Origin of the sequence: Peptoniphilus indolicus ATCC 29427 (assembly GCF_000227315.1) — a bacterium.
Taxonomy (GTDB): domain Bacteria; phylum Bacillota; class Clostridia; order Tissierellales; family Peptoniphilaceae; genus Peptoniphilus; species Peptoniphilus indolicus.
Window position 1 is genome coordinate 44,261 of the sequence record NZ_JH165062.1, and the last position, 4,452, is coordinate 48,712.

General features: G+C 27.2%; 4 protein-coding genes and 1 pseudogene. 1 reads left to right on the forward strand and 4 read right to left on the reverse strand.

Translation table 11 applies throughout. The features are described 5' to 3' along the window. Positions 1 to 60 precede the first annotated feature (60 nt). Together HMPREF9129_RS06245 and HMPREF9129_RS06250 are read right to left on the reverse strand one after the other, a co-directional pair. A complete protein-coding gene (locus HMPREF9129_RS06245) occupies positions 61 to 774 on the reverse strand; it encodes an ABC transporter permease subunit (RefSeq protein ID WP_004821598.1) in 714 nt (237 codons plus the stop codon). Then, positions 771 to 1,823: an ATP-binding cassette domain-containing protein gene (locus tag HMPREF9129_RS06250; RefSeq protein ID WP_004821600.1), complete on the reverse strand. Its 1,053-nt coding sequence runs from the start codon at positions 1,821 to 1,823 to the stop codon at positions 771 to 773. Before HMPREF9129_RS06250 ends, HMPREF9129_RS06245 begins: the two co-directional genes overlap by 4 nt. A 178-nt stretch (positions 1,824 to 2,001) precedes the next feature. Between HMPREF9129_RS06250 and ychF the strand changes: the two are divergent. Continuing rightward, positions 2,002 to 3,093 (forward strand): annotated as a pseudogene (gene ychF / locus HMPREF9129_RS06255) (redox-regulated ATPase YchF). A 344-nt stretch (positions 3,094 to 3,437) separates the two neighbouring features. Here ychF and HMPREF9129_RS06260 read toward each other — a convergent pair. Both HMPREF9129_RS06260 and HMPREF9129_RS06265 read right to left on the reverse strand, forming a co-directional pair. Beyond that, on the reverse strand, positions 3,438 to 3,851 hold the full coding sequence (locus tag HMPREF9129_RS06260) for a hypothetical protein (RefSeq protein WP_040552671.1): 414 nt from the start codon (positions 3,849 to 3,851) through the stop codon (positions 3,438 to 3,440). 20 nt (positions 3,852 to 3,871) lie between these two features. Beyond that, a complete protein-coding gene (locus HMPREF9129_RS06265) occupies positions 3,872 to 4,297 on the reverse strand; it encodes a hypothetical protein (protein ID WP_040552674.1) in 426 nt (141 codons plus the stop codon). Positions 4,298 to 4,452: the final 155 nt, after the last annotated feature.

The window sequence follows — 4,452 nt, forward strand, 5'->3', positions numbered from 1 at the left end:
ATACAAATATAATTAAAATCACTAAATTTATTCCTATTCCTGCAATATCAAACTCTTCTTTTACAAAAATACTGGGTTAAAAATTTCCAAAGTGAATTTTTCCACAACCACTTTAAAAGTAGCGCCGTATACTTTTCCAAAAACTGTTATTAATAATGTAAGTAATACAAATAAAATTGATGTGCCTTCAGTGAAATTAGTGGATTTAGACATAGAACTGAAAAATAATCCTACGCTCATAAACACTAACCCTCCAATAAACATTCCACCAAATATTTTTGCTATTGCAAATATTGCCATTTGCATGTTCACTTCTACTTCCATGTGTATGACATATACTATTCCAAAAGTTACAAGAGCTAATGAGAACAACATAATAAAATATGTTAACATATTTGCTAAAAACTTTTGAGTTACTATTTCACTTCTGGAAATAGGATTTGAGTATATATAACCTATTGAGCCTTGTGCTTGTTCTTTAGCTAGAGAATTTGCACCTAGTTGCATTGCAAACATTACAATAAATACAAATACATATTGAAATATAAATCCTAAATAGTCTGAAATATCTGTATAGTCTATACCCTTTTTAAATCCTAATATATTTTTTAAATTCTCAGAAAGAGATGAAAGAAAGCTATCAAAAATACTTTTCATATTTACATCTAACATCAGTATATAAATAGACATTAACAACCCCGTCAGAATTGAAATAACTAATAACCAAGCAAAAAGTTTTGAAAGATTAGATTTTACTTCTCTAGAAAAAATCATTTTTGCACCCCTTCCTCAGATACATCCTCGGGTTCCTTAATAACCTCTCCATCCTTTAAAATTGTTCCTTTAGGAGCTATTTGGATAGCATCATCATTGATATTTTCTGAAACAATATTAACATCATTTTCTCGATTTTCAGGAACATTTATATTTACTTCAACTTCTGTTTCTGTTTCAATTGCACTTTCTATATTTTCATTTTTGGTCGAAAGGTTTCTATGATAATTAACTTCTATTTCATATGCATTTTCAGTATCATAATAAGCTGCAATTTTATCTCTAAGAGATGAATTTTCAATTGTATAATCATCTATCATATGTCTGTTAATTACATTTGATAATAAATTCATATCTTTATCATAATAAAATATTTTTTCATACGGAGAATTTTTTAATAGAATAGCTCCTATTTCAGTAAATGGAGTTAAATCCGAAATGTTTGTATGAATTCTTATTAATTTATCATTTGAAATCTTATCCTTTAAATATTCTATATCTCTTACCTTTCCATCATACAAATAAGCTGCTCTATCACAATATCTTTGAGCTTCCATTAAACTATCTGTAATCATAAAGACAGTTAGTCCTTCACTTTCTTTTAAATAATTCAAATGATCAAAAAGAATAGAAACCTGGTCACTGGATAATCCTTTAGATGGTTCATCCATTACTATTAACCTTGGTTTTATAATAAGAGAATTTATAACAGCAAAAAGTTTTTTTTCTGATTCTGTCATTTCAGAAAATCTTAATCTTTGGTTAAAATTAAAAAGTTCCAATAATTTATCCAACTCTTCTGTATTTTGTAAATTATGAGCAGATAAAGTTTTCTTAAATAAATATGATGCTCTAACATTTTCATTAAATACAACTTCTTCTGGAATATATGAAACACTTTCCTTTATATATTTAGAATCTTTAGTACAATCCATATCATAAACCATCGCTTGTCCTTTTGCAGGTTTAAGATAATTAAATATTATTCTAGCTATTGTAGTCTTTCCAGCCCCTTCGAGTCCTAAAAGTGCAAAAAATTCACCCTCCAAAACTTCTAAGTCGAGGTTTTGAAATACCTTTTTTTGCCCATTCTCTTCGTCAAATCACTTATGACTATAGCACTCATTACATTCACCTCTTTTAAATTTATTAATTTTATTATAATATATTTCTTAGATAAAACCAATTAAATTGTAAATTTAAATAAACTAATGAAAGAGGATAAAAATGAAACTAGGAATTGTAGGATTACCTAATGTTGGTAAATCAACACTTTTTAATGCTTTAACAAAAGCTGGAGCTGAAGCTGCAAATTATCCATTTGCCACTATTGAACCAAACGTTGGAGTTGTAAGTGTTCCAGATGAAAGACTTAATGTTCTTTCTAAAATGAGCAACTCAGCTAAAATCATACCTGCACATATAGAATTTTTTGATATAGCTGGACTTGTTAAAGGTGCGAGCAAAGGCGAAGGATTGGGCAATCAATTTTTAGCAAATATTAGAGAAGTTGATGCTATAGTACATGTAGTAAGATGTTTTGACAATGACAATGTTATTCACGTTGATGGTTCAGTTGACCCATTAAGAGATATAGAAAATATAAATTTAGAACTTATTTTTTCTGACTTAGAGCAAATTGAAAAAAGACTACAAAAAAACAGAAAAACAATTAAAAGGAGATAGAACTTTAGCCCCTGAAGTTGAATTACTAAAAAAACTAAAAGATATTTTAGAATCTGGTTCACCCGCTAGAAACTTAGATATATCTGATGAGGAGAAAAAATTCTTAAAAATTATCAATTACTTAGTGATAAAAGTGTTATATATGTTGCAAACATATCCGAAGATGAAGTTAGCAGTGACGAAGAAAATGAATTAGTAAAAAAAGTTAGAGAGTTTGCTAAAAAACAAAACGATGAAGTTGTTGCTATCAGTTGTGAAATAGAATCTCAAATCCAATCTTTAGATGATGATGAAAAAGAAATGTTTATGGAAGAACTAGGCCTTGAAAGTGCAGGTTTAGATAAATTAATTAAATCAAGTTATAAACTTTTAGGTCTTATCTCTTACCTAACTACTGGAGAAATGGAAACACGTGCTTGGACTATAGTAGATGGCACTAAAGCTCCTGGTGCTGCTGGTAAAATTCATACTGATTTTGAAAGAGGTTTTATAAAAGCAGACATAATATCATATGAAGACCTTGTAAAATCTGGTTCTATGACTGAAGCAAGAGAAAAAGGGCTTATCAGAAGTGAAGGAAAAGAATATGTAATGAAAGATGGAGATGTGGTAAATTTTAAATTTAATGTTTAACTTTTTTGAAACACTGTAATTTACTAGGATTGTGATGTCTACTTGATTTGACATCACTTTTCTTTTTCGAAATTTATCGAAATTTGTCGAAATTTTGCGAAATTTTCGAACCCGTTGCACAACGGTTGCACAACATTCTGAAAATAAAAAATAGCCAAAGGATTATTCCTCGGTTTAAATAATTATATTTAATATTCTTAATATTATTAACATATTAATCACCTTAATCTTAATTTAAATTTTCTTTATATCATATATTTATACTTTCTTTTAAAAAACCATCCAAAATAGTTGCACTAATTTTAATTATACTCTCTACTTTGGATGGGTTATATCACTTTGTATTATTTTGCATATTTATATAATTTTACTGAACGTTCTAGAATCCCTGGTGTTTTATTAAAATCTATTGTCTCTATTCCATCATAAAAATTTACAACTTTATAAACTTTTCCCGAAGTATCATAATAATAATTCATAATTTGATTTGATTTTAATTCAGATATTAAGTGTATCCTTCCTCTAAAATCCTGCATAATTTTTATGTTTCCATTATCTATCTTTTTTTCTTTAATATTTACATATTCTGAGTAAGAGTTCACAATGCAGTGAACATCTGTTCCGAACAATAGTTTGCTGTAGTATGCCTCTGTAAATTTTTGAGGAATTGAATAACTAAATAAATTTGAATTATTAATTTGTTTTCTTATGTTTTGTAAATCTATTTCCTTTTGGTCCAATATATTAACAAAAGCCAAATGATCCAACATTTCAAGACCTAGATTTTTAAAACTATCATATTTTGATACAAGCTCATAAGTCTATCTTTTGATTCTATTTGTACTTTACTTTTCAAAAAATAATTTGTTGTAGTGTTGTAGTATTTTAAAATCCCATTATATTTATATGCTTCAAAATTACTTCTAAGAAGATTATAATTCACTTCTCTTATAAGATAGTCATTTTGTAATATACTAGAAATTAGTAAGTCTGACTTTGCACTTTCTAAATCTCTAACTTTATCATTAAAATAAAAAGAATTTATTATATTATCTTTATCCTGAGCTCCCAGTTTTTTTATGTTTAATACATTAAAATCTAAAGCCATAGGATAGGATATATAATCATCATATTTATTAGCTTCATAGTCATACTCTGGAACTAAATTTTCCATAGTCTTTCTTCTATTGCTAATTTTATTCAATTTTCCTCCAAGTTAGATAAATTGTCTTTAAATTTATTATTTTCTTTTTTTACCTTTAAAATGTCAGTTTTGTACTTAGCATTTTCTACTGATATATTTGTGTTTACAATTTAAATTTTCTTTTGCAAAAATAATAATACACATCCCGACAATAT

What these genes read in the sequence shown, in the direction of transcription:
- HMPREF9129_RS06245 (WP_004821598.1), bottom strand. Translation starts at nt 774, where the DNA reads ATGATTTTTTCTAGAGAAGTAAAATCTAATCTTTCAAAACTTTTTGCT.